Below are 25211 nucleotides of genomic sequence, written 5' to 3' on the forward strand. Positions count from 1 at the left end.
TGCTGGACGTTGAACATGCCGACAAGCTGTTCCCGGCGAAGGCGGGAATCATCGGGACGTCGGCCTGTGCTCCACCCAGAGTAATCGTCGCAGCGCGACCGTCGCGCAGCGAGTGGACGATGCCCACCCGGGGCAGGTCGAAGCGGTGCGGCCGACTCGATTCACGGATCGAGTCGGCCTACGTCTACCATGCTCTGTAGTAGCCCGCTGTGCAGTGATCCGACGGGCCCGATGAGGTCGGAGTCCCCGGTGTCGAACACCGTTGGGCGGGCAGAACGAGGAGAGGCCGTGAGGATTGGGGAGCGTGTGAGCGGAGACCACACCGCCGCATCCCGCTCTTCCCGGCCCGCCGGGACCCTGACTCCCGCAGATGCCGACGACGCCGCGCCGAGTCGGCTGCGACGCATTCAGCTGACCATCCTCGCCTACATCGCGCTGACCAAGCCGCGCGTCATCGAACTTCTTCTGGTGGCGACCATCCCGGTGATGCTGCAGGCCGACCGCGGACATGTCGACCTGCTCGTCATCGCATGCACGCTGGTCGGCGGCTGGCTCGGTGCGGCCAGCGCCAACACGCTGAACATGGTGGTCGACGCCGACATCGACCAGAAGATGAAACGCACGGCCCGCCGTCCGCTGGCCCGACGCGCGGTCGCCCCGCGCAGCGCGCTCGTCTTCGGGATCGTGTTGTGGGCGGCGTCATTCGCGGTTCTGACCGTCGCCGCCAATCTCCTGAGCGCACTGCTGGTCTCGGCGACGATTGTCTTCTACGTCGGCGTCTACACGATGATCCTCAAGCGTCGGACCTGGCAGAACGTGGTGTGGGGTGGCGCGGCCGGATGCATGCCGACGCTGGTGGGCTGGGCGGCCGTGACCGGATCTCTCAGCTGGGAACCGGTGGTGCTGTTCGGCGTCATCTTCTTCTGGACCCCGCCGCACACCTGGGCGCTGGCGATGCGCTACAAGGAGGACTACAAGGCCGCCGGCGTGCCGATGCTGCCGGTGATCGCCACCGAGGAACGCGTCACCCGTCAGATGGTGATCTACACCTGGCTGACCGTCGTGTGCTCGCTCATCCTGGTCCCGGCGACGAGCTGGATCTACGCCGCCGTCGCGGTACTGGCCGGCGCGTGGTTCGCCAGTCGGGTGCACATTCTTTACCGCGACACCCGCCGTGGTGCGGAGGTCGCACCGCTCAAGATCTTCCTGCAGTCCAACGAGTACCTCGCTGTGCTGTTCTGCGGGCTGGCGGTCGATGCGGTCATCGGTTTGCCGACCATCGCCAGTCTGTTCTGACGCGGCCTGAACTCACCCGGTCTGTCCCTGAACTCACCCTCTGTCTCTGACCGATCAGTCCGGAAGCAGGACCGTTGAACCCGTGGTGACCCGTCCCTCGAGGTCGGTGTGCGCCTTCTCCGCGTCGGCGAGCCGGTAACGCTGCCCGACGCGCACGTCCACCGAACCGTCCGCGACGGCCCCCAGGAATTCACCGGCCCGCCACCGCAGTTCGTCGGTGTCGGCGATGAAGTGGGCCAGCGTCGGACGGGTCACCGACAGCGAACCGGCGGCGCTGAGCCGTTGCAGATCGAAGGGCGGCACCGGGCCGCTGGCAGCCCCGAACAGCACGATGATGCCGCGCACGGCGGTCACCGCGAGGGACTGCTCAAAGGTGTCGGCTCCGACGCCGTCGTAGGTCACCGACACCCCGCGGCCTCCCGTGAGGTCACGAACCTGTGTGACGAGGTCGTCGCCGTAGCGCAACACGTGATCTGCGCCGGCGCCCGCGGACAGCTCGGCCTTCTCGTCGCTGGACACGGTGGTGATCACGGTGAGTCCGCGCTTCTTCGCCAGCTGGGTGAGTACCAGACCCACACCGCCGGCCCCGGCGTGCACCAGCACGGTGTCGCCGGACCGCGGGTGTGCGCTGCCGTCGAGCAGATAGTGGGCCGTGAGTCCGCGCAGCAGCGATGAACCGGCCGCGGCGTCGTCCACCCCGTCGGGGATGGGAACCAGCCGCGCGGCCGGCACGGCGACGAGCTCGGCGTAACTCGCCGGTCCGTCACACCAGCACACCCGCTGCCCGGCGGTGAGGTCGGTGACCTCGGCACCGACGTCGACGATGGTGCCGGCGCCCTCGCTGCCCGGGATGTAGGGCGGTGTGGAGGGATACATCCCGCGGCGGAAATAGGTGTCGATGAAATTGACGCCGACGGCCGAGGTCTTCACGAGTACCTCGCCGGGGCCGGGGATCGGATCGTCCACCGTGCCGTAGGACAGCACCTCGGGTCCGCCATGTCGGGTTACCTGAATCGCGCGCATGTCTTCTGTTTACACCGCCGCCGCGTGGGGTCTCGACAGTGAGGTCTTGTTACCGGGCGGTATGCTCACGGGCATGACTGACGCTGCGACGGAACACGATCCCGACGAGCAGAACCCGTCCACACAGAAGCCGGTCACGGCGCCGGCCCAGGTGGTTTCCTCGGTCCGCGGGTTCGTCGCCCGGGAGGGTGGGGAGGCCAAGGCCGTCCTGCAGCCGATCGGGACCGCGGGCGTACGCATCACGCTCGTCGGCGAGGACGGCGGGATCCTCGGTGACCGCGTCGTGGACGACATCGCGACCGCGCACGCGGTCGTCGACGCCGTCGAGGGTGTCGAGATCGCCGAGTGGGACCGTGATCTGACGTCGGCGGCCACCGTGAAGCCGTCGCACTACCGCAAGATGGCGGGCTGGGTGGCCGGTCAGAAGCGGTTCCCCAAGGCGCGCAACTCGGCGATTCTCTGAAGACTCCGGCCGTCAGCCGATCGGTTGGGGCTCGCGGTCGTGCTTGCGTGACGGCGCGAACTCCAGGATCAGCCAGGTGGCGCCGATCAGCAGCGCCGCGCTGCCGGCCATGTGCAAGATCACCAGCAGGATCGGCAGATCCGTCACGTACTGCACCACGCCGATGACGCCCTGGACGGCGAGCAACCCGACGAAGGTCAGCGCCGTACGTTGCTGCGGCACGCCGAGGACGCGGGTGAACACCACGAGCGCCACCGACAACCCGATCAGGACGAACACGGCGTCGGCGTGCAACTGCGTGGCGTGGTCGGGCGCCAGGCCGTTGCGGGGCGCATCGGCGTCCCCGGCGTGCGGACCCGACCCGGTGACCACCGTGCCCAGGTAGATGGTCACCCAGGTCACCAGATAGGTGAGCCACGAGAGGTATCTACCCAGACGCTGCGCCGACGACGGTTCCGGCGCGGCGACCTCGGTGTCCGGGTACGGCCGCGTCCGGTGCACCAGCACAGTGGACCCGGACACCAGCGCCATGGAGAGCAGGAAGTGCAGGGCGACGACCCACGGGTTGAGATCGGTGAGGACCGTGATCCCGCCGATGACGCCCTGAAATGGGATGCCCAGCGCCAGCACGGTCGCCAGTCGGCGATCGGCGCGGGTCGAGCCCGCGCGGCGCCAGACGGCCACCCAGGTGGCGATGGCGATCGCGATGAGCACCCAGGTCAGCATGCGGTTACCGAATTCGATCACGCCGTGATAGCCGAGTGCCTGGTGCGGGACGAAGGACGTGTCGGTACAGCGGGGCCACGTGGGGCACCCGAGCCCGGAGCCGGTCAGGCGCACCGCGCCGCCGGTTGCGACGATGCCCACGTTGGCGACCAGCAGGGCGATGGCCCAGCGATGGACGAACCGCGCGGTCGGCGTGCCGAAGTAGGGGACGCGGGACCACCGGCCGGCCACCGGCGCCGCGGACTGCGCCGTGGCGTCGTTCTCCTGACCGGCGCGAGCCGGGCTCTGTGATGTCGTCATTCGAACCTGAACCACCTCACCGCCAGCGCGGCGGCAACCGCCGACCACACCAGCAACACACCTATACCGAAGACGTCGACCGTCCCGTGTGACGCCCGTTCGAGGGCCTCGGTCAGTGCACCGGACGGGACACAGCGGGCCACCCACCAGACGGCGTCGGGCACTCGGGAATCCAGCACCACGAGACTGCCGATCCCGACGAGCGCGAACCAGGCCAGATTGGCCAGCGCGAGAACCACCTCGGCTTTCAGCGTGCCGCCGAGCAGCAGCCCCAGTGCGGCAAAGCAGGCGGTGCCGATGGCGATCACCACTGCACCGAGCGCGAGGCCGAGGATTGCGGGCCGCCAGCCGAAGGCGACGCCGATCGCGCCGAGGATCACCGACTGCGCGATCACCACCACCAGCACCGCGATCGACTTGCCGACGATGATGCCCCACCGCGGAATCGGGGTTGCGCCAAGACGTTTCAGCGCTCCGTACCGGCGGTCGAAGCCGACGGCGATGGCCTGGCCGGTGAATGCGGTGGACATCACCGCCACGGTGAGGATCGCCGGCACGAAGACGTCGGCGCGTGCCGCCGGACCGGTGCCGAGTCCGGTGTCGACGGGCAGCAGACACAGACCGATGAGCAGGGTGATCGGGATGAACATGGTGAGCAACAGTTGTTCGCCGTTGCGCAGCAGCAGTCGGAGTTCGAGACGCGACTGGGCTGCGAGCATCGCGGCAATGCCGGCGGTCTGCGGCCGGGGCGCAAAGGTGCCGGGCGGGAAGAGTTCACCGGGCCGGGCATCGGCAGAAGGTCCGCGGGAGGTTCGGGTCATGAGCGCAGTGCCCGTCCGGTCAGGTCGAGGAACACGTCTTCGAGGCTGCGGGTCTCCACCCGCAGATCGGTGGCCAGCACGTTGATCTTGGCGCACCACGCGGTGACGGTGGCCAGGACCTGAGGGGTGACCTGCCCGACGACGAGGTAGGTGCCCGGTGTCGCTTCGGTGCACTGGTAGTCCTCGGGCAGGGCGAGCCGCAGCATCGCGAGGTCCAGCCCCCGGGGAGCGGTGAAGCGCAACTCGTTCTCGGCGCCTCGACTGGTGAGATCGGCGGGGGTACCGGCCGCAACGCAGCGGCCGCGGTCGATGATGACGACCTGGTCGGCCAGTTCCTCGGCCTCGTCCATCAGATGGGTGGTCAGCAGTACCGACACACCATCGGCGCGCAACCGGTCCACGAGTTCCCACACCACCAGCCGGGCATGGGCGTCGAGCCCGGCGGTCGGTTCGTCGAGGAAGACCATCTCGGGCCGGCCGACGATGGCGCAGGCCAGCGACAGACGCTGCTGTTGCCCACCGGAGAGGCGTCGGAACGAGGTCCGGCGGGCCTCGGTGAGGCCGAGGGCGTCCAGCAGCCAGTCGGGATCGATCGGGTCTGCGGCATAGGAGGCGACGAGGCCGAGCATCTCCTCGGCGCGGGCGCCGGGATAGGCGCCTCCGCCCTGCAACATCACCCCGATGCGGGTGCGCAGCCTGTCGTTGTCGGCGTGCGGGTCCAGCCCCAGCACCCGGACCGAACCCGCGTCGGGGGTGACGAAACCCTCGCAGATCTCCACGGTGGTCGTCTTGCCCGCCCCGTTGGGGCCGAGCAGGGCGAGGATCGAGCCGCGTTCGAGGTCGAGGTCGAGGCCGTCGACGGCGGTGTGGCGGTCGTAGCGTTTGACCAGGCCGCGAACGGTCAGCGCGGCGTTCGCGCGCGGACCGGCCGGGCGGTGGGTGGCGCGATCACCGGAGGGGCGATCGACCAGGGGATCGTCGCCGTCCAAGCGATGAGACGTTGTGCCGCGCACACAGCTCAGACTATGCGCTCGACGGCGCTGGACGAAAAACGGTGGCCGGCGATGCGACGGGATTCACGAACCCGCACCCGCACGGGACTCCTCGTGCGGGTCGGCGTCGGCCGGTGGGTGTCGTCGTCGGCGCCGCCGGGTGAACGGGTCGTCCTCGAAGAACACCGCGGTGAGCACGGCCACCATGATCACCCCGGCCAGAACACCTTGTGCCAGCACCACTCCGCTGGTGTTGGAGCTGGTCGGCATGACGACGATCGCGATGATCGCCGACGCCGCGATGGTCGAAAGCCGGAACCACGGACCGGTCGCCCACGCGGCGAGTGGGATGACCGCCCAGAGCAGATACCAGGCCTGGACGAACGGGAAGAACAGCACGACTGTGGCCATGGACACACCGAGGGCGCCCAGCGGGTGCAGGCGCCCGCCCAGGGTGGCGAGCATCCAGCGCACGATGAACCCCGCCGCGATGAGCTGACCGATCGGGCGTGCGACCTCGAGAACGGCCTGGGTGTGATCGCCGAGCCCCAGGTTGACGCCCAACCGGCCGGTGGTCACCGACAGCAGCGTGGGCATCGACATCCAGGACCGGACGATCTCACCGGTCGTGAGGGTGCCGGTCCAGCCGAACCCGAGTCCGGTTCCCACACTGATGACCACGATCACCACGCCGGCGACGACCGCGTAGAAACCGGCCGACAGGGACAGCGCGTACACGGTCTGCCGCGATCGTTGCCACCACTGCTGCAGCGGTGCGCGACGCAGGGCGGGCAGCGTGGCCCCCCAGCGCAGGGCGAGCGCGATCCCGACGAATCCCAGCGAGAGCATCGAGGTGAACTTGACCATCGCCGACGCCGCGAGCACCGCGGCACCGCCGATGAGGATCCAGCCGCTGCGCGACGGCCAGAAGGACCCCGGGTTCCGCAACAGGTCGGGCCCGTAGATCGCGCGGAAGCTGAGCTCGAGACCCACCAGCATCAGCCCGAGCATCAGGGCCTCGTTGTGGATGCCACCGACCAGGTGCAGGATCAGCAGCGGATTCATCGCGCCCAGCCAGATCGCCGCCACCGACGACACCCCGCACCGTCGGGCCAGGCGGGGGAGCGCCCACACGATCAGCGCGATGCCGACCAGGGCGATGAGACGGTGCAAGAAGATGGCGGCGGTGATGTTCTCGCCGGTGATCGCGGTGATGCCCTCGCCGATCCATAGGAACAACGGACCATAGGGGGCAGGTGTGTCTCGCCACAGATTGGGTACCGACCGGGTGAGCACGTGATCGATGCCGAGTCCGCCCATCGGGCCGACGGCGTACGGATCCATCCCGCGATAGGCGATCGCGCTCTGGGCCAGGTAGGAGTAGACATCCTTGCTGAGCAGGGGCGGGGCGACGACGATCGGCGCGATCCACAGCAGCAGTGTCCGGTCGGCCTGCCGGCGGCTCATGCGCCGGGCCGGGCTGCGCCCGTTGCGGACCTCCACCGACAACCGGCCGACGGCGAAGCGCCCCAGCAGCAGCCACGCCACGACCAGGGTGAGGGTGCCGCTGATGGACAGCGCGAGCGCCGTCCCGAACATGCGCGACGGCAACGACAGCACACGCATGCCGGCGACCGGATTCTGCAGCACCGGGATCGCTCCGGTACCCAGTGACCCGATCAGTATGAGTACCGACCCGGTGGCGCCGAAGAGTTTGATGCGCCGGAGGCGACGGGACTCCTCGGCGTTGAGTGGGCCGACCTCACGCTCGTCGTCGTGGAGTCGGGCGACGGTCTTGCCGTAGTCACCGGGACGGTCGATCGCATCGTCGTCGGAGTTCGACGTCGTCGTGGTCTTGCTCAGTCCGAAGTAGTCCAGCGCACGGCGCAAGACTGTGGTTTCGGGCACAGAACGACTCTAGTGGCCGCCGCACACGGTCCGGTGAGCACCCCGCCACGTGTTGTTCGGGCGAGATCGCTCGCGTGGCTAAGGGCACCCTTGCTGGCAGTGCGGAATCAATTACGTCACACTCGTGTTGTGAAAACCATGGGGAACGAAGTTGCGCTGTCCGCAGACAGCTCCAGCGACGTCCCGTCGTCCGGTGACGTCATCGGACCGGCAGAGGGGACCGCTCATCACGACGGTCAGACCCGCGCTGCGGTCGTCACACTCCTCGTCGAAGACGGGCCGCTGACGGCGGGCGAGATCGGTGAACGCCTCGGCATCAGTGCCGCCGGCGTCCGCAGGCATCTCGACGCTCTGCTCGCCGTGGGTGACGTAGAGGTCTCGTCGTCGGGATTCGGTCAGCGTGGCCGCGGCCGGCCGGCGAAGTGGTTCCAGCTGACCGCGACGGGCCGCGGCAAGCTTCGGCACGCCTACGACGACCTCGCCGGGGCGGCCATGCGCAAGTTGCGCGCCGTCGCCGGTGACGACGCCGTCGAGGAGTTCGCCCGGGAACGGGTCGAGCGCATCGTGGCCGGGGTGCCGGCCAGCGGTGGCTCAACCAGCGTTGCCGACACCGTCGAGGCCATCGCCGACGCACTGACCAGTGCCGGTTATGCCACAAACACCCGTGAGGTGGGCACCGGGATGCAGATCTGCCAGCATCATTGCCCGGTCGCCCATGTCGCGACGGAGTTCCCGCAGTTGTGTGAGGCGGAGACCGCCGTGTTCACCGAACTGCTCGGCACACACGTGCAGCGCCTGGCGACCATCGCCAACGGCGACTGCGCATGCACCACCCACGTACCGCTGCAGTCGGTGCCCGACGACCCCGGCGAACGCAGCGCACGACACCGGAGCGACGCACAGCCCGCGCCGACTCTTGCCCAGCAACCCCCGCAAGGGACAACCCGAAAGGTCTCGCGATGACAGTCACCGAGCCCACCGGCACGAGTGCCCCGATGAAGGCAGCACCGCTCACCCAGGAGGAGACGATCGCCTCGCTGGGTAACTACGGCTATGGGTGGTCGGATTCCGACGTCGCCGGCGCGAGCGCCCAGCGCGGACTGTCCGACGCGGTGGTCGCCGACATCTCGTCGAAGAAGAACGAGCCCGAGTGGATGCTCGAGCAGCGGCTCAAGGCGCTGCGCATCTTCGACCGCAAGCCGATGCCGCACTGGGGCGCCGAGCTCGACGGCATCGACTTCGACAACATCAAATACTTCGTCCGCTCCACCGAGAAGCAGGCGACCACCTGGGACGAGCTGCCCGAGGACATCAAGAACACCTACGACCGGCTCGGCATCCCCGAGGCCGAGAAGCAGCGTCTGGTGGCCGGCGTCGCCGCGCAGTACGAGTCCGAGGTGGTCTACCACCAGATCCGTGAGGATCTGGAGCAGCAGGGCGTGATCTTCCTCGATACCGACACCGGCCTCAAGGAGCACCCGGAGATCTTCCAGGAGTACTTCGGATCGGTGATCCCGGCCGGGGACAACAAGTTCTCCGCGCTCAACACCGCGGTGTGGTCGGGTGGCTCGTTCATCTACGTGCCCCCGGGTGTGCATGTCGACATCCCGTTGCAGGCCTACTTCCGCATCAACACCGAGAACATGGGTCAGTTCGAGCGGACCCTGATCATCGTCGACGAGGGTGCCTACGTGCACTACGTCGAGGGATGTACCGCGCCGATCTACAAGACCGATTCGCTGCACTCCGCGGTGGTCGAGATCGTCGTGAAGAAGGGTGGCCGCTGCCGCTACACGACCATCCAGAACTGGTCGAACAACGTCTACAACCTCGTCACCAAGCGCGCCAAGGCCGAGGCCGGCGCGACCATGGAGTGGATCGACGGCAACATCGGTTCCAAGGTGACGATGAAGTACCCGGCGGTGTGGCTGACCGGTGAGCACGCCAAGGGCGAGGTCCTCTCGGTGGCGTTCGCCGGCGAGGGGCAGCATCAGGACACCGGTTCCAAGATGGTGCACCTGGCACCCAACACGTCGAGCAACATCGTCTCCAAGTCCGTCGCCCGCGGCGGCGGCCGGGCCTCCTACCGCGGCCTGATCAAGGTCAACAGCGGTGCGCACGGCAGCCGTTCGACGGTGAAATGCGATGCGCTGCTGGTCGACACGATTTCGCGCAGCGACACCTACCCGTACGTCGACATCCGTGAGGACGACGTGACGATGGGTCACGAGGCGACCGTCTCCAAGGTCAGCGACGACCAGTTGTTCTACCTGATGAGCCGTGGCCTCACCGAGGACGAGGCGATGGCGATGGTGGTCCGCGGGTTCGTGGAGCCGATCGCCAAGGAACTCCCGATGGAGTACGCGCTCGAACTCAACCGTCTCATCGAACTCCAGATGGAAGGAGCCGTCGGCTGATGGCAGATCCGACATTGCCCGTCAGCGCGGCTGCTGCCGCCCCCGTCAATAAAGGCGAGATGTTCACGTCTTTCGACGTGAACGCCTTCGAGGTACCCAGCCCGCGTGAAGAGGTGTGGCGGTTCACCCCGTTCCGCCGGCTGCGCGGTCTGCATGACGGTTCGGCCGAGCGCACCGCCGAGGCAGCCGTCACCGTGACCGGAGAGGCCGCCGGAGTCTCCGTGGAGACGGTCGGACGCGACGACGCCCGTCTCGGCGACGGCGGCGTGCCGTTCGACCGCATTGCGGCGCAGGCATATTCGTCGTTCACCCAGGCGACGGTGATCACCGTCGGCAAGGAGACCCAACCGGCCGACCCGATCGTCGTGACGGTCGAGGGCCCGGGTGCGGGCGAGGTGGGCTTCGGGCACCTGCAGGTGCGGCTGGAGCCGTTTGCGCGCGCCGTGGTGGTGCTCGATCAGAAGGGGTCGGGAACCTACGCGGAGAACGTGGAATTCGTTGTCGGTGATCAGGCTTCGCTCACGGTCGTGAACGTGCACGACTGGGCCGATGACGCGGTGCACGTGGCCGCCCATCATCTTCGGGTGGGGCGCGACGCGAGCATCCGGCATTTCGCGATCAGCCTGGGCGGCAACCTGGTTCGGCTCTCACCGGTGGTGCACTACGACGCACCCGGCGGCGACGTCGAACTGTGGGGACTCTACTTCGCCGACGCCGGACAGCACCTCGAGCAGCGGCTGCTCGTCGATCACAGCCAGCCCCACTGCCGCTCCAATGTGGTGTACAAGGGTGCGCTGCAAGGTGATACATCCGGTGACCGGTCCCGCGAGGCCCACACCGTGTGGATCGGCGACGTCCTGATCCGGCCGGCCGCCGAGGGCACCGACACCTTCGAGCTCAACCGCAACCTGGTGCTCACCGACAACGCCCGTGCCGACTCGGTGCCCAATCTGGAGATCGAGACCGGTGAGATCGTCGGCGCCGGACACGCCAGTGCCACCGGCCGTTTCGACGACGAGCAGCTGTTCTACCTGCAGGCGCGCGGTATCCCGGAGGACCAGGCCCGCCGCCTGGTCATCCGCGGCTTCTTCCGCGAGATCATCGCCAAGATCTCGGTTCCCGACATCCGGGACCGCCTTGAGGCGGCCATCGAGAAAGAACTCGAGATCGCCGGCGCCTGAGTCGTCTCCCAGCCCACCACTCACGAACGAGAGAACACCGCACACCATGACCACACTGGAAATCCGCGACCTGCACGTCGATGTCGCCCAGACCGACGCCGACGCCGAACCCATCCACATCCTCAAGGGTGTCGACCTGACGGTGAGTTCGGGTGAGACCCACGCCATCATGGGGCCCAACGGTTCCGGCAAGTCGACGCTGTCCTATGCGATCGCCGGCCACCCCAAGTACCAGGTGACCCAGGGGTCGATCACCCTCGACGGTGAGGACGTCCTGGAGATGAGCGTCGACGAGCGCGCCCGGGCGGGCCTGTTCCTGGCGATGCAGTACCCGGTCGAGGTGCCCGGTGTGTCGATGTCGAACTTCCTACGGACCGCGGCCACCGCCGTGCGCGGCGAAGCGCCGAAGCTGCGGCACTGGGTCAAGGAGACCAAGGAGGCGATGACCGCGCTGGACATCGATCCGTCCTTCGCCGAACGCAGCGTCAATGAAGGATTCTCCGGTGGCGAGAAGAAGCGCCACGAGATCCTGCAGCTCGACCTGCTCAAGCCGAAGATCGCGATCCTCGACGAGACCGACTCCGGCCTGGACGTCGACGCACTGCGCGTGGTCAGCGAAGGTGTCAACCGCTACAAGGACCGCGAGCACGGTGGCGTCCTGCTGATCACCCACTACACCCGGATTCTGCGCTATATCAAGCCGGAGTTCGTGCACGTCTTCGTCAACGGCCGCATCGTCGAATCCGCTGGTCCCGAGCTCGCCGACGAGCTGGAGGACAACGGCTACGTGCGGTTCACCTCCCCGGCCAAGGCGGGCTGACACCAAGCGAAGGAGGCGAGATGTCTCTCTCCACACAGACTGCTGCGCCGGGCGTCGACGTCGAGTCGCTGCGGGCCGACTTCCCGGTCCTCGCGCGCACCGTGCGCGACTCGAAACCGCTGGTGTATCTCGACTCCGGTGCGACCTCGCAGCGCCCGGTGCAGGTGCTCGACGCCGAACGTGAGTTCCTCACCCGGCACAACGCGGCCGTCCATCGGGGCGCTCACCAGCTGGCCGAAGAGGCCACCGACGCCTACGAGGACGCACGTGAGGTGATCGCTGGATTCGTCGGTGTCACCGCCGACGAGCTGGTCTTCACCAAGAACGCCACCGAGGCGCTCAATCTGGTGACCTACACCCTCGGCGACGACCGCAGTGCGGACGTCTTCGGCGGCCGCCCGCTCGGGGCGGGCGACACCGTCGTCATCACCGAACTCGAGCATCACGCGAATCTCGTTCCGTGGCAGGAACTCTGCCGGCGTACCGGTGCGACCCTGCGCTGGTACGGCGTCACCGACGAGGGGCGAATCGACCTCGATTCGCTGGAACTCGACGACACCGTGAAGGTGGTCGCCTTCACCCATCAGTCGAATGTCACCGGCGCCGTCGCCGACGTCGACGAACTCGTTCGTCGTGCCCGCGCGGTCGGGGCGCTCGTCGTTCTCGATGCCTGCCAGTCGGTGCCGCACATGCCGGTCGACTTCCGGGCACTCGACGTGGATTTCGCGGCGTTCTCCGGGCACAAGATGTTCGGGCCGTCGGGCGTCGGTGCGCTCTACGGGCGGGCGGAACTGCTGGAGTCCTTGCCGCCGTTCATCACCGGCGGCTCGATGATCGAGACCGTCACCATGGAACTCTCGACGTACGCGCCGCCGCCGCAACGGTTCGAGGCCGGGGTGCCGATGACCTCACAGGCCGTCGGTCTCGGTGCCGCCGTGCGTTACCTGCAGCAGATCGGCATGAGTGCGGTCGCCGAACACGAACACGCCCTCGTCGATCGCGCGCTGACCCGGCTGACGCAGATCGAAGGTCTGCGGATCATCGGACCCGACACCACCGAGAATCGCGGTGGCGCAGTGTCCTTCGTCGTCGACGGTATCCACGCCCACGACCTCGGGCAGATCCTCGACGACGAGGGTGTCGCCATTCGCGTCGGACACCACTGCGCCTGGCCGCTGCATCGGCGGTTCGGGATCGCGGCAAGCGCCCGTGCGTCTTTCGCGGCCTACAACACCCTCGCCGAGGTGGACGCGCTGGCCGACGCCATCGTCACCGCGCAAAAGTTCTTCGGGGTGAGGTGAACTCGGATGCGAATGGAACAGATGTACCAGGACGTCATCCTGGATCACTACAAGCACCCGCACGGGCGGGGTCTGCGCGAGCCCTTCGGCGCCGAGGTCCATCACGTCAACCCGACATGCGGTGACGAGGTCACCCTGCGGGTGGCGGTCTCCGACGACGGGCAGACGGTCACCGATATCTCCTACGACGGGCAGGGCTGTTCGATCTCGCAGGCCTCGACGTCGGTGCTCCACGACCAACTGGTCGGTGCGAGTGTGGATCACGCGATGGCGACGCTGACGGCGTTCAACGCGATGATGACCTCGCGGGGTAAGGACGAGGGCGACGAGGAGATCCTCGGCGACGGCATAGCTTTGGCCGGGGTGAGCAAGTACCCCGCGCGCGTCAAGTGCGCGCTGCTCGGCTGGATGGCGTTCAAGGACGCACTCGCACAGACCATCGACAACCAGACGGACGCGGAGTCAGCATGACAGAGAACACCACCGAAACACCCGCCACTGATGCACCTGTGACCGACACCAGCCCCTCCGGGTCGCCGACCGGGCCGGCCACCTCGCTGCCGGCAGTCGACGATGTCGAAGAGGCGATGCGTGACGTCGTCGACCCCGAACTCGGCATCAACGTCGTCGACCTCGGCCTGGTCTACGGCATCGAGGTCACCGACGACGCGGTCGCCAAGATCGACATGACGCTGACGTCTGCGGCCTGCCCGTTGACCGACGTCATCGAAGATCAGTCGCGTGGTGCCCTGGTCAACAGCGGCCTGTGCACCGACCTGGAGATCAACTGGGTGTGGCTGCCGCCGTGGGGGCCGGACAAGATCACCGACGACGGCCGAGACCAGTTGCGCGCGTTGGGGTTCACGGTCTAACTGCTCGTATTTTGGCTGGTTGAGCCGCCCTGTCAGCCGGTTGAGCCGGCACGGCGATCGTATCGAGCCGAGCCGTCTCGAAACCAATGGTGAGACAACGTAGTTCGTGACCACTACCTTGTGTTCGCCGGGGGGCCGACATAGTCGAGTCACCAGTGGTTTCGACGCGGCTCGGACTCGCAGGCTCGTCCGTGCCGGCTCAACCAGCTGAGAGGTGCCGGCTCACCAGCTGAGAGGTGCTGGCTCAACCAGCTGAGAGGTGCTGGCTCAACCAGCTGGGAGGTGCCAGCCAACTAGCTGAGGTACCACTCGACGAGCAGCGGTGGCTACCACTCAGCGGGTTGCCGCTCGGCGCGTGCGCGGGCACCCTGGACGTCATGGTCGAGCATGATCGACACTTCCGCCGGGTACGCCGATGGCGTCCGCCGGTGGGGGAGTCGCGAGTGGAGATGATGATCCGCGAGGCTACCGAGCGTGGCGATTTCGACAATCTGCCTGGTATGGGAAAGCCGTTGAACCTCAAGGGTCTTGATGACCCGGACTGGTGGGCGAAGCAGAAGATCAAAGACGAGGACCTCGATTCGTCGGCGCTGCTGCCGCCGACCCTGCAACTCCGCAAGGAGCGCGACGGATTCCCTGGGTCGCTGCGCGACATCGCCGACGAGACGGCGGTGCGCACCATCCTGGAGGATTTCAACCGGCGGGTGAAGCAGGACCGGTTGCGCCCGACGATGGGGCCGGCGTCGCACCTCGTGGCCCGCACCGTCGACGTCGAGGAGATGATCGAGGACTGGCGCGCTCTGCGCCGTCGCTGATGCGAGGGTGAGGAAATCGATTGGCCGGACCCCGCCGGGGGTTGTAGCCTGGACATGCGACTGGCGAGGCCGGATAACCGGCGAGGAGCGAATTTCACGACATCGACCGCCTGGGTGTCCACTTCGAGTATTCGAAAAGGACCATGTCGCGCCGTCATCATCGGGTCGGGTTTCGGTGCATTGACCGCCGCCCGCCGACTCGCGAAAGCCGAGGTCGACGTCACCGTCATCTCGCGCACCAGCCACCATCTTTTTCAGCCGTTGCTGTATCAGGTTGCGACCGGACTGATCTCGGAGGGACAGATCGCGCCCCAGACCCGCGTCGTCCTACGCACCCAGAAGAATGCTCGGGTGGTTCTCGGGGCGGTCGAACGTATCGATGTCGCCGAGGGGACCGTGACGGTGCGTTCGCTGGACCGTATCAGCGCGTTCGCGTATGACAGCCTGATCGTCGCGGCCGGCGCGGACCAGTCCTATTTCGGGCACGACGAGTTCGCCGAGTTCGCACCCGGCCTGAAGACCATCGACGATGCACTCGAACTGCGCGGCCGAATTCTCGGCGCCTTCGAACAAGCCGAACTCTCCGACAACCCCGAGGAACGGGCTCGGCTGCTGACCTTCGTGGTGGTGGGCGCCGGAGCAACCGGAGTCGAGATGGCCGGTCAAATCGCCGAACTCGCCTCCACCACACTTCGCGGGGCCTTCCGGTCCATCGATCCCACCGATGCGCGGGTGATTCCCATCGACGCAGCATGTGAGATCCTGCCCGCGTACGGCGGCAGGCTCAGTCGTCGCGCAGCTCACCGACTCGAACGCGCCGGCGTCGAGATCCGTCTCGAAACCATGGTGGTCGACATGGACTACGACGGGCTCGACGTACGTGACTCCGACGGACGTGTTCATCGCATCGATGCCCAGTGCAAGATCTGGTCCGCGGGCGTGTCGGGTAGTCCGCTCGGCCGCCAACTCGCCGCCCAGACCGACGTCGAGCTCGATCGGGCGGGACGGGTGAAGGTCGCACCCGACCTCACGGTGCCCGGGCATCCCGAGATCGCCGTCGTGGGCGACATGGTCTCGATCGACGGGGTTCCCGGGATGGCGCCCGCCGCGATACAGGCCGCGGCCTATGCTGCGGAAGGGATCCGGATGCGGCTTGCCGGCGAACCGACCATGCCCCGAGAGCGGTTCAGGTACTGGGACAAGGGATCGATGGCGACGGTGGCGCGGTACAGCGCGATCGCGAAGATCCCGATACCCGGGACCGCGAAGAGCGTCGAGCTGGCCGGATTCTGGGCCTGGGTCGGCTGGTTGGTATTGCACCTGTTGTATCTCGTCGGTTTTCGAAACCGGTTCACGACGCTGATCGATTGGATGTTCTCGTTCACCACGCGCAGCCGAAATCAGTTGGCCATCACCGAACAACAGGTGTTCGCCCGCACCGCCATCGACGAACTCGAGCAACGCCGACGCGACGACGCGGCCGCCTGAGACGAACGGGGACAGGTCTCGTGGTCCCGGTAATCGGGTTGCGTGTCTCGATACGCTGGCCCGGTGATGTTGACACTGCAAGCAGATCGCGTCGCCGGGACCCCGGCGACCGATCTCGGCTACCTGCTCCACAAGCATCCCGATCGGGTGCAGGAGTTCACCACCACGCAGGGGACGGCGACGGTGTTCTACCCGGAGGCGACACCGGAGCGGTGTCGGGCGGTCCTGCACGTCGACGGCGACGGTGTCACACCCGAACGCTCATCGGATTCCGACCGGTACGTCAACGACCTCCCGTACGCGGCGTCATCGCGACTCGTGGTCGCGATCGGGAAGGTCTTCGGCGACGCGCTGGCCGGACGATGCACGGCCCGACCGGAACTCGCGGACATGGCGTGGCCGTTGACCGTGCGGCTCCCGGCTGTCAGGGTGCGTGGCCCGCACGGTCCGGACGAGTTGTTCGGTCCGCTGGGGTGGACCCTCGGCGTCGCTCCGCAACCTCTCACACCGCCGGAGTGGGGTGACTCGGACTACGCGACCATCACCCTGACCGGTACGCAGCGCGTGTCCGATGCCCTGCGTCACCTATGCGTGCTGCTTCCCGCGCTCAGCGACAGCAAGCACTACTTCGTCTCCGACGCCGAAGTCGAGCGGCTGTTGCATCTCGGCGCCGGCTGGCTGGCGACCCACCCGTTGCGCGCCGCGATCGTGGAGACCGGCCTCAAACGCATCCGGCCGCTCGCCGACGACGCGCTCGCCCGTCTGGGCGTCGCTGAAACAACCGATCCACCGGCCCGGGAGTCGTTGGCGCGCAAGCGGTTGAGTGCGGTGGTCGACCTGGTCCGGGCATCAGGGGCGCGTTCGGTCCTCGACGTCGGCTGTGGAGAGGGCAGGCTCCTTGCCGGCCTGGCCGCCAGTGAGGGGGCCACGCGGCTCGCCGGCGTGGACGTCTCCACCGCGGAGCTGCGCCGCGCGCGCGGCAGGCTGGAGCGATGGCGGTCCGTGGACCTGTGGCAGTCATCGCTGATGTACCGGGACCCACGCTGCCGCGGCTTCGACACGGTGGTGCTGATGGAGGTCATCGAGCACATCGACCCCGACCGGCTGCCGGTGGCCACCGACTCCGTCTTCGGCGACATGGAACCGGAGACGGTCATCGTCACCACACCGAATCGTGACCACAACTCCGTCTACGGGGTCGACGGTTTCCGGCACCCGGATCACCGATTCGAGTTCAGCAGATCCGAATTCGCGCAGTGGGCCGCCGCGGTCGCCGCCGAACACCGGTATGCGGTCGAACTCGGCACCATCGGGGAGCCGGTGAAGGGACATGGATCACCCACTCAGACTGCCGTGCTCCGCCGCATCGACCCAACCACAGAGGAAACACCGTGAGCGCCATCGAGATCCCACGACTGTGCCTCGTCGTGCTCGTCGGTGTTTCCGGTGCGGGCAAATCGACGTTCGCGCACCGTCATTTCCGGGACAGCGAGGTCTTGTCGTCGGATGTCTTCCGCGGAATCCTCGCCGATGACCCGACGGATCAGTCGGCGACCTCGGACGCCTTCGAGGTCCTCCACGACATCGCGGGCCGCCGGTTGCGGCGGGGACTGCTGACCGTGATCGACGCGACGTCACTTCGCCCGGAGGACCGCGCCGGTCTGCTCGCGCTCGCCAAGGAACACGACGTCTTCGCCGTGGCGATCGTCCTCGACGTGCCGCTCGCCGAGCTGAGACAACGCGCGGCCGACCGCGACGACATCGACGACGGCGTGCTCCGCCGCCAGCACACCTTGCTGCGCCGGCACGGAAAGAATCTGCGCAAGGAGGGATTCCGATTCGTGTACGTGTTGGACGGAGTTGACGAGATCGACACGGTGACGATCAGCCCGACCCGGCTGTTCAACGACCTGACCGATGAGCATGGCCCGTTCGACATCATCGGCGACGTACACGGCTGTTTCGGTGAACTGTGTGAGCTCCTCGAGGAGTTGGGCGCGACGATCAGGTCCGACCCGAGTGGAACGGTGCTCGGAGTGCATGATCATCCCGAGGGCAGGCGCGTGGTGTTCGTGGGCGACCTCGTCGACCGCGGGCCCGACACCCCGGCAGTGCTGGCGCTGGTGATGTCGATGGTCGCTGCCGGTCAGGCGATCTGCGTGCGGGGCAACCACGAGGAGAAACTCCTGCGGGCACTCCGCCAACGCCGAGGGGGTCGTCCGGGCAGGGCGATCACCCTGTCACACGGGCTGGCCGAATCGATCGCCCAGCTCGAGGCGTGCCCGGATGACTTCGTCGACGCCGTCGTCGAGTTCCTGGATGGTCTTGTCTCACACTATGTCCTGGATGGTGGGCGACTGGTGGTTGCGCACGCCGGACTGGCGCAGCGCTATCACGGTCGGTCGTCGGGGCGGGTACGCAACCTGGCGATGTACGGCGAGACCACCGGGCGGACCGACCGGTGGGGATTCCCGGAGCGTCTGGACTGGGCGCGTGACTACCGCGGCGACGCGGTGGTGGTCTACGGACACACCCCGGTGACCGACGTCGCCTGGGTGAACAACACGCTGTGCATCGACACCGGCTGTGTCTTCGGCGGACGGCTGACGGCGCTGCGGTACCCGGAGTCCGAGATCCGGGCGGTGCCCGCCGACCGCGTGTACTGGCACAGCGACACGGTGACCGGGTACGGCGATTCCGACGCCGATGCCCGCATGCGGACGCGTCTGCGCCTCGACGACGTCGTCGGAAAGCGCAGCATCCGAACCGGATTCGGGCCAGCGGTGACCATCCGGGAGGAGAACGCGGCACCGGCACTGGAGGTGATGAGCCGCTTCGCGATCGACCCGCGTTGGATCCGGTATCTGCCGCCCACGATGAGTCCGGTCGGTAGCGAGTCAGCAGATCTTCTCGAGGATCCGGCAGCCGCCTTCAGCTTCTATGCCGGACTCGGTGTCGAGGACGTGATCTGTGAGCACAAGCACATGGGGTCGCGCGCCGTCCTGGTGGTCGTCCGCGACGACGACACGGCCCGCCGGGTCTTCGGCGTCGCCGGTGCGGGTGCGATCCACACGCGGACCGGACGTTCCTTCTTCGGATCGGCCGACACCGACGAGATGCTGGTGCGCGCACGACGCGCCGGCGAATCGGTCTTCGACCGGTTCGGGTGGTCCTGGATGATCCTCGACGCCGAGATCCTTCCGTGGAACATCAAGGGCGAAGGCCTGGTTCGGGAGCGGTTCGCGAGCGTGGCCGCCGCGGCGACCGCGGAACTCGACCTCCTCGCCGCAGAACTGGCGGCGGTGGGTCACCGTCTCGATCTCGGTGATCGCAGCGAGCGACTCGCTGCTCGCAGACGTGACGTCGACGCGTTCACGGCCTCGTACCTCGATCATGTGCAGGTCGGGGCGACGGTGTCCGATGTCCGGATAGCAGCGTTCGAGGTGTTGGCGGCGGGCGGGGCTGAGACCACGGCCACCTTCGAGAACCGCTCGCACGCCTGGCATCTCGAGGTGGCCGACGCGCTGGCCGAGGCTGATTCGTCGCTGTTCGCGCCGACCGCCCGGATGCACGTGTCGACCTCGTCGAGCCGGTCGCGGGATGCCGGAGCGGCCTGGTGGACCGAGCTGACCGCATCCGGCGGTGAGGGAATGGTGGTGAAACCGGCGGCCAATCTGGTGCGGGACACCAAGGGTGGTCTGGTGCCGCCCGGCGTGAAGGTCCGCGGTCGGGAATACCTGCGGATCATCTACGGGCCGTCCTACACCGACGATCTGGATCGCCTGCGTTCCCGCGACCTCCGGCACAAGCGCTCGATGGCGATGCGTGAGTATCAGCTCGGGCGTGAGGCCTTGGCCCGACATGCCCGGGGGGCACCTCTCTGGAAGGTGCACGAGTGTGTGTTCGCGGTACTCGCTCTCGAGACCGAGAAGGTGGACTCCCGGCTATGAGGCTTGGTGTCTAGTGTTCTGAGTCATTAATTCGTGTGCAGTAGTGGGCGATGGAGTCGAGGATCTGGTCAGCGGTCTTGACCCACACGTAGGGGCGGGGGTTGTCGTTCCAGGTCTCGATCCATGCTCTGATGTCGGCGTTGAGCGCTCTCACGGTGCGGTGGGTGGAGCGTTGGAGCTTCTTGGTGGTCAGTTCGGCGAACCAGCGTTCGACGAGGTTCATCCAGGATGAGCTCGTCGGGGTGAAGTGGACAACGAATCGTGGGTGCGAGGTCAGCCATCGTTTGACCGCGGGCGTCTTGTGGGTAGAGGCGTTGTCCATGACCAGGTGGACGTCGAGCTCGTCGGGCACCTCGGCGTCGATCTTGCGGAGGAATCCGATGAATTCCGTTGCGCGATGCCGTGAGTGAAGCGAACCGATGACTTTGCCCGACGCGATGTCCAACGCCGCGTACAGGCTGGAGGTGCCGTTGCGCACGTAGTCGTGGCTGGCCCGTTGCGGGGTGCCCGGGAGCATGGGAAAGATCGGCTGGGTGCGATCGAGCGCTTGGATCTGGGTCTTCTCGTCAACGCAGAGCACCAGGGCACGTTCGGGTGGGTTCATGTAGAGCCCGACGACGTCGCGGACCTTCTCGGTGAACATGGGATCTTTCGACAGCTTCCACGAATCCTGTTTGTGTGGAGCCAATCCGAACGCTCTCCATACACGCGAAACAGTTGACTGCGACATGTCGAGATGCTCAGCCATCGCCCGCGTCGACCAGTGTGTCGCATTCTTCGGAGTGGTCTCGAGAGTTGCGGTGATCAGGTCTTTGATCTGCTCGTCGCCGACGGTTCGAGGTCGCCCGGGCCGGGGTTCGTCGAGCAACCCCTCGCAGCGGTGCTCGACGAACCGGCCTCGCCATCGCCGCACGGTACCTCGGTTGAGGCCGAGTCGTTGTGCCACTTCGGTATTCGACCCGCCATCAGCGGCAGCGAGAACGATTCGTGAGCGCATCGCCAAACCCGAGGCCGTCGTTCGCCGACGCGCCCACCCTTCGAGCTCACGGCGCTCGTCATCGGTCAGAACAATATCCACTGCTCGCGGACCCCGGGTTGCCATTCCCTAGCCTAACAACCGAACGGAAATTAATGACTCAGGACACTAGCGCGGGGTGAGCACCGCGCGCGCCAGCCGCCGCCGGGTCCGGTTGTCGCATGCGGCGAACAATGCGGCCATGGTCGCGCTCAGGGCGGCCGCGTCGGTGCGGTCGGACAGGTAGGTGCGCTGACGGTGGGTGGGCAGGTCGAAGAAGGTGTCGAAGAAGTCGACGGTGGCCGGCGCGTCGAAGTCGAGCAGTGCGCGCAGCCCGACCTGCCGAAGGCGATGAACGATGCGGGCCCGGGTTGGCCACAACTGTCGATTCGGGTCGCCGCCGGCCGCTAGTTCCCTCGCCAGCGGGTCGGCGGCGGCCAGCGCGGCGGCGACGCTGTAGCCGGTGGCCGGATGCATGATCCCGGCGCGTGCACCGAACAGTGGGGGAGCATGTCGCCAGGGGGCACCCAAAACGCCGGTCAGCCGGAACGACACCGCCTCGGTGCCGGTGACTGCCGCCGCATCGACACCGATCGCGGCGAGCCGGCGACCCAGCCGCTCCCGCAGGGCGGCCACTTCGATGGCGGGATCGCCTGCGAGACAGGTCTCTTCGAGAAGGACACGGTCGGCGTCGAGCGGTACGGCGTACAGGAACGACGGCGTGGCGCCGAGTTCGTCACCGCCGACCTGATGGTGGTCGCGCCAGTCCATCAGGACGGCCTCGTGCTCCCCGAGAGCGGGCCGGGCGGCGGAGCGCGGCACGACGACACCCCACGCGGTCTGACGTGGACCGGCCCCGACGCTGCCGCGTGCGTCGATGACCGCAGCGGCGGTCATCGACGTGCCGTCGTCGAGCCGGATCGTCGTCGGGGTGATCGATCCCGCGCGCGCAGCGACCACGAATGCGTCGTCGACGGACAGACACCGTTGTAGCGCGGCGGTATCGAATACCGAGTACGGCCGTGTCACCGTGTGGTGGCGGCGGCCCCAGACAGCCACCGTGGACACCGACGCGGCGATGGTGCGGTCGGTGTCCAGCCAGTCGGGTATTTCGTCGGCCCAGCAGGCGTATGTCGAGCGCCACGGCCGGTCGGGGGCCGGGTCGACGAGCGTGACGGTGACGTCCCGCGCGAGCAACCGGTGGGTCAGGGCACGGCCGGCCGGGCCGGCCCCGACCACGATCACATCCGGCATGCGGGGATCTACTACATGGTGCCGGTCGAGAGCAACCCGCCGTCGACGGCGAGGGTCTGACCGGTGATCCATGCCGATTCGTCGCTCACCAGGAACGCCGCCGCCCGGGCGATGTCCTCGGTCTCGCCCAGCCGGCCCAGCGGATACCCCTTGATCGCGCGGGCCTCGTTCTCGCCGGCGATGAGGTCCTTGGCGAACCGGGTGCGCACGATGGCCGGGGCGATGGCGTTGACCCGGATGTTGTTCTTGCCGAGCTCCCACGCGAGTTCGGAGGTCAGCCGGATCATCGCCGCCTTGGAGGCGCCGTAGGCGGCGATCACACCGGACGACCGCAGTCCGGCGACCGAGGCGATGTTCACCACGGCCCCGCCGCGCTGCGACATCCCGGCCCGGAAGGCCTCCTGGATGAACCCGAGACCGGCGACCACATTGGTGTCGAAGATCTTGCGGAACGCGCCGAGGTCGGCATCCATCAGCGGACCGAACAGCGGATTGATGCCGGTGTTGTTGACCAGGATGTCGATCGCCCCACCCAGCTCGACGGTGGCCGCGACGGCTTCGGAGCGGTGAGTTTCGTCACCGGTGTTGCCCGGGCAGGCGGTCACTTTCGCATCGGGAACGGCCGCGCGGATCTCGTCGGCCGCGGCGGCCAGCGGCTCTGGCTTGCGACTCGTGATGACCACGGAGGCCCCGCGTCGTGCCAGTTCGGTGGCGATACCGAGACCGATTCCGCGGCTGGCGCCGGTCACCAGGGCGGACTTGCCGGTCAGGTCGGATGTGCTCGGGATGGATGTGGAGTGCGTCACGTCTGCAACCGTATCTGTTCGCCCGCCCGCCACCGATCGACTCCGGGTGGAAAAGGGGGGCTGAGGAGCCCCGGTAGACTGTCTCGTCGTGATCACCGCGACCGACCTGGAAGTTCGAGCGGGTGCTCGGACCCTGTTGTCGGCGCCCGGCGACGCGTTGCGTATTCAGCCCGGCGACCGGATCGGCCTCGTCGGCCGCAACGGTGCCGGCAAGACCACCACCTTGCGCATCCTGGCCGGGGAGACCGAACCCTATGGCGGCGCGATCCGCAGCAGCGGTGAGATCGGGTATCTCCCCCAGGACCCCAAGGAGGGCGATCTCGACGTCCTGGCCAAGGACCGGGTGCTCTCCGCGCGCGGCCTCGACGCCATCCTGCGCGACATGGAGAAGCAGCAGGCGCAGATGGCCGAGGCGGCCGATGACCGCGCCCGCGACAAGGCTGTCGCCAAATACGGGCGCCTCGAGGAGCGTTTCGCCGCGCTCGGCGGATACGTCGCCGAATCCGACGCCGCCCGCATCTGCCACAGTCTCGGTCTGCCGGACCGGGTACTCGGGCAGGCGCTGCGTACCCTGTCCGGCGGGCAGCGTCGTCGAATCGAGTTGGCGCGCATCCTGTTCGCCGCATCCGACGACTCCGGGAAATCCGACACGACGCTGCTGCTCGACGAACCGACCAACCACCTCGACGCCGACTCGATCACCTGGCTGCGCGGCTTCCTGCAGAACCACGAGGGCGGACTTGTCGTGATCAGCCACGACGTCGATCTGCTCGCCGACGTGGTCAATCGGGTCTGGTTCCTCGACGCGGTGCGCGGCGAGGCCGACGTCTACAACATGGGCTGGCAGCGCTATCTCGACGCGCGGGCCACCGATGAGCAGCGTCGTCGGCGCGAACGCGCGAACGCGGAGAAGAAGGCGTCGGCGTTGCGGGCGCAGGCCGCCAAACTCGGGGCCAAGGCCACCAAGGCGACCGCCGCACAGAATATGCTCAAACGTGCCGACCGCATGCTCAGCTCACTCGACGAGGAGCGGGTGGCCGACCGCACGGCCCGCATCCGGTTCCCCGACCCGGCCACCTGCGGCAAGACGCCACTGATGGCCTCCGGGCTCTCCAAGAGTTACGGATCGCTGGAGATCTTCACCGGCGTCGATCTCGCCATCGACAAGGGCAGCCGGGTGGTGGTGCTCGGCCTCAACGGCGCGGGTAAGACCACGTTGCTGAAACTGCTTGCCGGCGTGGAGAAACCGGACACCGGCTCGATGGAACCCGGATACGGGCTCAAGATCGGGTACTTCGCGCAGGAACACGACACGCTCGACGACATGGCGTCGGTGTGGGAGAACATTCGCCATGCCGCGCCGGACGCGGGGGAGCAGGATCTGCGTGGTCTGCTCGGTGCCTTCATGTTCACCGGCCCGCAACTCGATCAGCCGGCCGGCACCCTGTCCGGTGGTGAGAAGACCCGTCTCGCGCTCGCCGGTCTGGTCTCGTCGGCCGCGAATGTGCTGCTGCTCGACGAGCCGACCAACAACCTCGATCCCATCTCCCGCGAGCAGGTCCTCGACGCACTCCGCAGCTACACCGGTGCGGTCGTGCTCGTCACCCACGACCCGGGTGCCGCGGCCGCCCTCGACCCGCAGCGGGTGATCCTGCTGCCCGACGGGACCGAGGATCACTGGTCCGACGAGTACCAGGAACTCATCGAGTTGGCCTGACAGCGCGGATGCATTGACGCGCCAGGTCGGGCACCGTCGACGCCGG

Annotated in this window: 22 protein-coding genes; 14 read left to right on the forward strand and 8 right to left on the reverse strand. The window is 67.5% G+C overall.

The window, feature by feature from the left end:
* Positions 1–231 precede the first annotated feature (231 nt).
* Positions 232–1296 (forward strand): heme o synthase, encoded by a 1065-nt coding sequence (locus GBRO_RS11810; protein WP_085950365.1) that lies wholly within the window; start codon positions 232–234, stop codon positions 1294–1296.
* Positions 1297–1350: 54 nt separating this feature from the next.
* Here GBRO_RS11810 and GBRO_RS11815 read toward each other — a convergent pair whose 3' ends face one another.
* The gene (locus tag GBRO_RS11815; RefSeq protein WP_012834173.1) at positions 1351–2319 is read right to left on the reverse strand and encodes a quinone oxidoreductase family protein; all 969 of its coding nucleotides are present in this window, start codon (positions 2317–2319) and stop codon (positions 1351–1353) included.
* A 73-nt stretch (positions 2320–2392) separates the two neighbouring features.
* Between GBRO_RS11815 and GBRO_RS11820 the strand changes: the two genes are divergently transcribed.
* Positions 2393–2782, forward strand: coding sequence for a hypothetical protein (locus GBRO_RS11820; protein ID WP_223374082.1), 390 nt, complete (start codon positions 2393–2395; stop codon positions 2780–2782).
* Between the two features lie 12 nt (positions 2783–2794).
* Here GBRO_RS11820 and GBRO_RS11825 read toward each other — a convergent pair whose 3' ends face one another.
* The 4 genes from GBRO_RS11825 to mptB all read right to left on the reverse strand — a co-directional run bounded on the left by GBRO_RS11825 (position 2795) and on the right by mptB (position 7529).
* Positions 2795–3808 carry a COX15/CtaA family protein gene (locus GBRO_RS11825; RefSeq protein ID WP_012834175.1) on the reverse strand — a complete coding sequence of 338 codons (1014 nt, stop codon included), beginning with the start codon at positions 3806–3808 and terminating at the stop codon, positions 2795–2797.
* A complete protein-coding gene (locus GBRO_RS11830; RefSeq protein ID WP_012834176.1) occupies positions 3805–4629 on the reverse strand; it encodes an ABC transporter permease in 825 nt (274 codons plus the stop codon). Before GBRO_RS11830 ends, GBRO_RS11825 begins: the two co-directional genes overlap by 4 nt.
* A complete protein-coding gene (locus tag GBRO_RS11835) occupies positions 4626–5642 on the reverse strand; it encodes an ABC transporter ATP-binding protein (RefSeq protein WP_012834177.1) in 1017 nt (338 codons plus the stop codon). Before GBRO_RS11835 ends, GBRO_RS11830 begins: the two co-directional genes overlap by 4 nt.
* Positions 5643–5705: 63 nt before the next feature.
* The gene (gene mptB / locus GBRO_RS11840; RefSeq protein WP_012834178.1) at positions 5706–7529 is read right to left on the reverse strand and encodes a polyprenol phosphomannose-dependent alpha 1,6 mannosyltransferase MptB; all 1824 of its coding nucleotides are present in this window, start codon (positions 7527–7529) and stop codon (positions 5706–5708) included.
* 138 nt (positions 7530–7667) lie between these two features.
* On the opposite strand from mptB, the gene GBRO_RS11845 reads away from it, so the two are divergent.
* The 11 genes from GBRO_RS11845 (at position 7668) to GBRO_RS11895 (ending at position 20373) form a co-directional block, all read left to right on the forward strand.
* Positions 7668–8492, forward strand: coding sequence for a helix-turn-helix transcriptional regulator (locus GBRO_RS11845; protein ID WP_012834179.1), 825 nt, complete (start codon positions 7668–7670; stop codon positions 8490–8492).
* Positions 8489–9946 carry a Fe-S cluster assembly protein SufB gene (gene sufB, locus GBRO_RS11850; protein WP_012834180.1) on the forward strand — a complete coding sequence of 486 codons (1458 nt, stop codon included), beginning with the start codon at positions 8489–8491 and terminating at the stop codon, positions 9944–9946. Before GBRO_RS11845 ends, sufB begins: the two co-directional genes overlap by 4 nt.
* Complete coding sequence (sufD, locus tag GBRO_RS11855; RefSeq protein ID WP_012834181.1) at positions 9946–11127, forward strand: Fe-S cluster assembly protein SufD; 1182 nt, start codon at positions 9946–9948, stop codon at positions 11125–11127. The genes sufB and sufD overlap by 1 nt, the downstream gene beginning before the upstream one ends.
* A 46-nt stretch (positions 11128–11173) precedes the next feature.
* Positions 11174–11947: a Fe-S cluster assembly ATPase SufC gene (gene sufC, locus GBRO_RS11860; RefSeq protein WP_012834182.1), complete on the forward strand. Its 774-nt coding sequence runs from the start codon at positions 11174–11176 to the stop codon at positions 11945–11947.
* A gap of 20 nt (positions 11948–11967) precedes the next feature.
* Positions 11968–13248 carry a SufS family cysteine desulfurase gene (locus GBRO_RS11865; protein ID WP_012834183.1) on the forward strand — a complete coding sequence of 427 codons (1281 nt, stop codon included), beginning with the start codon at positions 11968–11970 and terminating at the stop codon, positions 13246–13248.
* A 6-nt stretch (positions 13249–13254) separates the two neighbouring features.
* Complete coding sequence (sufU, locus tag GBRO_RS11870; RefSeq protein WP_012834184.1) at positions 13255–13719, forward strand: Fe-S cluster assembly sulfur transfer protein SufU; 465 nt, start codon at positions 13255–13257, stop codon at positions 13717–13719.
* The gene (locus GBRO_RS11875; RefSeq protein WP_012834185.1) at positions 13716–14120 is read left to right on the forward strand and encodes a metal-sulfur cluster assembly factor; all 405 of its coding nucleotides are present in this window, start codon (positions 13716–13718) and stop codon (positions 14118–14120) included. Before sufU ends, GBRO_RS11875 begins: the two co-directional genes overlap by 4 nt.
* A gap of 377 nt (positions 14121–14497) precedes the next feature.
* The gene (locus GBRO_RS11880) at positions 14498–14935 is read left to right on the forward strand and encodes a DnaJ family domain-containing protein (protein ID WP_041920454.1); all 438 of its coding nucleotides are present in this window, start codon (positions 14498–14500) and stop codon (positions 14933–14935) included.
* Positions 14936–14989: 54 nt separating this feature from the next.
* Positions 14990–16423 carry an NAD(P)/FAD-dependent oxidoreductase gene (locus GBRO_RS11885; RefSeq protein ID WP_012834187.1) on the forward strand — a complete coding sequence of 478 codons (1434 nt, stop codon included), beginning with the start codon at positions 14990–14992 and terminating at the stop codon, positions 16421–16423.
* A 66-nt stretch (positions 16424–16489) separates the two neighbouring features.
* On the forward strand, positions 16490–17818 hold the full coding sequence (locus GBRO_RS11890) for a 3' terminal RNA ribose 2'-O-methyltransferase Hen1 (protein ID WP_012834188.1): 1329 nt from the start codon (positions 16490–16492) through the stop codon (positions 17816–17818).
* Positions 17815–20373, forward strand: coding sequence for a polynucleotide kinase-phosphatase (locus GBRO_RS11895; RefSeq protein ID WP_012834189.1), 2559 nt, complete (start codon positions 17815–17817; stop codon positions 20371–20373). Before GBRO_RS11890 ends, GBRO_RS11895 begins: the two co-directional genes overlap by 4 nt.
* 10 nt (positions 20374–20383) lie before the next feature.
* Here GBRO_RS11895 and GBRO_RS11900 read toward each other — a convergent pair whose 3' ends face one another.
* From GBRO_RS11900 to GBRO_RS11910, 3 genes are read right to left on the reverse strand one after another with little or no spacing between them, the layout of a single operon-like run.
* Positions 20384–21475, reverse strand: coding sequence for an IS630 family transposase (locus GBRO_RS11900; protein ID WP_012834190.1), 1092 nt, complete (start codon positions 21473–21475; stop codon positions 20384–20386).
* Between the two features lie 42 nt (positions 21476–21517).
* Positions 21518–22642, reverse strand: a complete 1125-nt coding sequence (locus GBRO_RS11905; protein ID WP_012834191.1) for a lycopene cyclase family protein — start codon at positions 22640–22642, stop codon at positions 21518–21520.
* Positions 22643–22653: 11 nt separating this feature from the next.
* Positions 22654–23448, reverse strand: coding sequence for an SDR family oxidoreductase (locus GBRO_RS11910; protein ID WP_012834192.1), 795 nt, complete (start codon positions 23446–23448; stop codon positions 22654–22656).
* A gap of 88 nt (positions 23449–23536) precedes the next feature.
* On the opposite strand from GBRO_RS11910, the gene GBRO_RS11915 reads away from it, so the two are divergent.
* On the forward strand, positions 23537–25165 hold the full coding sequence (locus GBRO_RS11915; protein WP_012834193.1) for an ABC-F family ATP-binding cassette domain-containing protein: 1629 nt from the start codon (positions 23537–23539) through the stop codon (positions 25163–25165).
* Positions 25166–25211: the final 46 nt, after the last annotated feature.

Source organism: Gordonia bronchialis DSM 43247 (assembly GCF_000024785.1).
GTDB classification, from domain to species: Bacteria; Actinomycetota; Actinomycetes; order Mycobacteriales; family Mycobacteriaceae; genus Gordonia; species Gordonia bronchialis.